The 3,336-nt window shown below is 33.8% G+C and carries 2 protein-coding genes; both read left to right on the plus strand.

What is annotated here, in order from left to right; translation table 11 throughout:
• On the plus strand, positions 1 to 1,325 hold a 1,325-nt coding region (locus ADS79_RS14445), incomplete at its 5' end, for a DNA sulfur modification protein DndB (RefSeq protein ID WP_049739143.1).
• Complete coding sequence (locus ADS79_RS14450; RefSeq protein ID WP_049739144.1) at positions 1,318 to 2,331, plus strand: site-specific integrase; 1,014 nt, start codon at positions 1,318 to 1,320, stop codon at positions 2,329 to 2,331. The genes ADS79_RS14445 and ADS79_RS14450, both read left to right, overlap by 8 nt.
• Positions 2,332 to 3,336 lie beyond the last annotated feature (1,005 nt).

Genomic DNA, 3,336 nt, shown 5'->3' on the forward strand with positions numbered 1-3,336 from the left:
AGGAAAAGTTATCAGCTGAATTAAATAATATTAGTAATGATCGTAAACTAATTAATAAATTAAAAAAAGAATTATCAGTGCATGGAATTGAAGCAGGAGAGACCCAGTATATCATAGCAGGTAGAACGCCTTTGAGTGATTTATCGATTAGCGTTCTATGCTTATTAGCAACTAAACTTTTTAATGCAACAAAGCGAGAAGCTACAAATCCTGAAAACTTTTTTACACAACAAGAAATTAAAAACTGTCAGTCATTTGAAGTGGCAATTGATGAAAATAGAATTACTCTGCCTTATACTTTTTCAAATGTAACATTCGTTCGTGATTCTAATTTTTCAACTACAATTACTGCCCAAGAAGTTAAAAAGTTAATGGATTCCAATTTGTTAACCTATAATTTTGAGACACAAAGGGAAGCTCGTGTAGAAAAGGATAAAGATGATCAGATTGTTCTGAAGCCCAAAACGAATCAAAAGAGTGTTCAGGAAATCGCTGAACTTTTGAAAACTGGAGATCTAGAAACAACCACAATCACATTTAATGCATTAGCCAATACTTCAGATAGTGGCGAAGAGCTTGTATATGACCATAAAAATAAGTCTTTAACTATTACAAAAGGGACTCAACTTAACATTCTTGATGGTTACCATCGTATCTCAGGAATAGTTAAATCCCTAACAGAAGACGAAACCTTGGATACTGTATTTGATCTTAAGATATTGAATTACAGCACAAGAAGGGCCATTAAATACTTCAACCAAATCAATAAAGTAAATCCTATTTCAGAATCTAGACTTAAAGAGACTAATTTGAGCAGCATGGCGACAGTAGCATTTGAAGAGTTAAAAGACAAATGTGAATTCTTAAATGGTAAGATTTCTTCGTCTGAAAAGATCTTTACATCAGCTGATCATTTAGTTAGTTCCAAAGTGTTAATAGATGCAATTGATGAGCATTATAACCCATCTAATCGTATTGAAGCGCTACAAACTGGACAGTACTTATCTAGGTTTTTTGACACATTGTTCATGTCGTATCCTGAAGCATTTGTATCCAATATTGGAGAAGTACGAAAGACATCAATCATAAATGCGAACTTTATGTTTGATGGGTACATTTTATTAGCTAAGAAGATGCAAGAAAGAGGGTTAAATATTAGTAAAGTTAAAGACATTTTAGATGACGTTAATTTTGAAAGACAAAATACAGTGTGGCGAGAGCTTGGAATATTAGATGATGCTGGAAGTATTACCACAAATCCAAAAAGGAAAGTTAGAAACTTTATTAATGAATTGGTTTCAAAAGAGGTGAATACGAATGTCTAATGCTTATTTAAACGAGATTGAGATTTATAACAGGAAATTGAAAGAAGAGTTTATATCTAAATATCCAGAGAAAACCCATAACATTTATAGAAGAATTTTTTATTATAGTGCTACTGTTGAAGAAATGCATGACATTGATTTGTATGAGTTTAATTTGAAACAAGTCGGAGAAATACTTAAATCAATGAATCCATCTTCGCTTGCATCAGTAAAGAGTGCTGTATCGATTATTAAGGCTTATATTGATTGGGCCATCCACCGTAGATCAAACAATATTAACCCATTAGATGTTGTTGATGTTGAGTGGGAAAAGCAGTTCGTGGATAGAACCAAGAAATTGTTCTTTTCTAAAGATGAGATTGATGAGATTATCTCTAAATGTTTAAACGCTCAAGATTCAGTAATTATTGCATTACTTTTTGAAGGTGCTGGAGGAAAAGAGGTTTCAGAACTAAGAAACCTTAGATTCAGTGATGTTAATTTTGATGAGAAGAGCGTTACATTAACCAATGAAAATGGAGAACTAAGAAAAATTTCAGTTTCAGATCAGACACTCAGATTGTTAAAAGAAGCAGCGATGCAAACTGATTATTATAAGAAGAACGGTAACATTGCTCCTACTTCACGAAACACAAACCATACAAGTACACTTATTGAAACTGGATATTTGATAAAACCAGCCAATACGAAGAATGTCCACGTTGAGCAGGTAAATACTCATGTAATTTATGGTCGACTTTCAACAATTAGCGATGAAGAACTGTTGAACATTCCTAATTTCACAGTAAAGAATATTCAGCGCAGCGGCATGATTCATATGGCGAAGTTGATTTATGATCGTGATGGTAAATTTGAGGACAGAGAGCAGTTTTTTGAGATATGTGAGAAGTTTGGTGTAAATAAGATCATGAACAACGGCTATGAGGTATACAATTGGTTTACAATGAAGGAGTTCATTAACAAAGAAACAATTGATCAGTTATATGGGGATAGCAGCCTGTCGTAATGACAGGCTGCTTTTTTGTTTATTTACGAACATTTTGATGAAATACTTGTCTTGAATTTCGGATATTTTGGTCTGACTCCTGAATGAGTGACAAAATTTACGGGGGTTATACATTCAGCAGTCGGAATGACGCGCTTAAATCCGAAAGTTTACAAGCGCCAACCAAATTCTTGTTCTACGGCTATTGTCCTCCTTGCTACATAAACTAATGGCTTTTTCTATTTCAGCCCTCTGGAATGTCCTGTAATTCATTTTATGGTCTCGATTGATATTATGTATAACTTGATTTAAAGCAACCTCTAAAGCCACCTATCAAGCGTAGTAGGGAGAGGGATAATGACACTAGTCAAACTTTTTTATAAAAATGAAAGGTCTTTTGGTTTTACGAATCTGATGATGACTTGTAAGATTGCTTAGTTTATCAGTCACACTGTCCAAAATTGATCTGACCCACATTTAATACCAAACAAGATCATTTATGATGTTGTATCATCTTGTATGTTTTTGTAGGATCACGATTAAGTTATAAGAGCTCCCTCAATGGAGGAAACATGGCATATGATATTAAATAAATGAGGGATACCAATAAAAGGTATCCCAATTTTGTTATTTATCTAGTTTATATTTAGATACAATGTCAGCAAGAGAACGCTTTGGAGTCGAAGAAGACTTTGTAGGCATACGAAGTTTATCTGAAATCTTAGATACAGAAGAAACATACTGAATTTCAGATTGGCTGGATAGAACACTCTCGATCTTGTTTCGGTTCCCTTCAATAATTGCCTCAATACGTTTTAGTCTGGTATTGATCCAAGGTAATCCACTCAGGATTGTTATGACCTTATTATTAGATTCATGATAGTAACCCCCATATAGGCCAACAGGCATTCCTTTGGTAAAAGGAGAGAAGATGTGTTGATGGGAGATCAGTTCCGTAAACCGTTTGTAACCGTCAAGTAAAATTGAACACCTTTTGCTAATTAATTTTGAACACTTTCGTGTTCA

Origin of the sequence: Brevibacillus reuszeri, from assembly GCF_001187725.1 — a bacterium.
Classification (GTDB): domain Bacteria; phylum Bacillota; class Bacilli; order Brevibacillales; family Brevibacillaceae; genus Brevibacillus; species Brevibacillus reuszeri.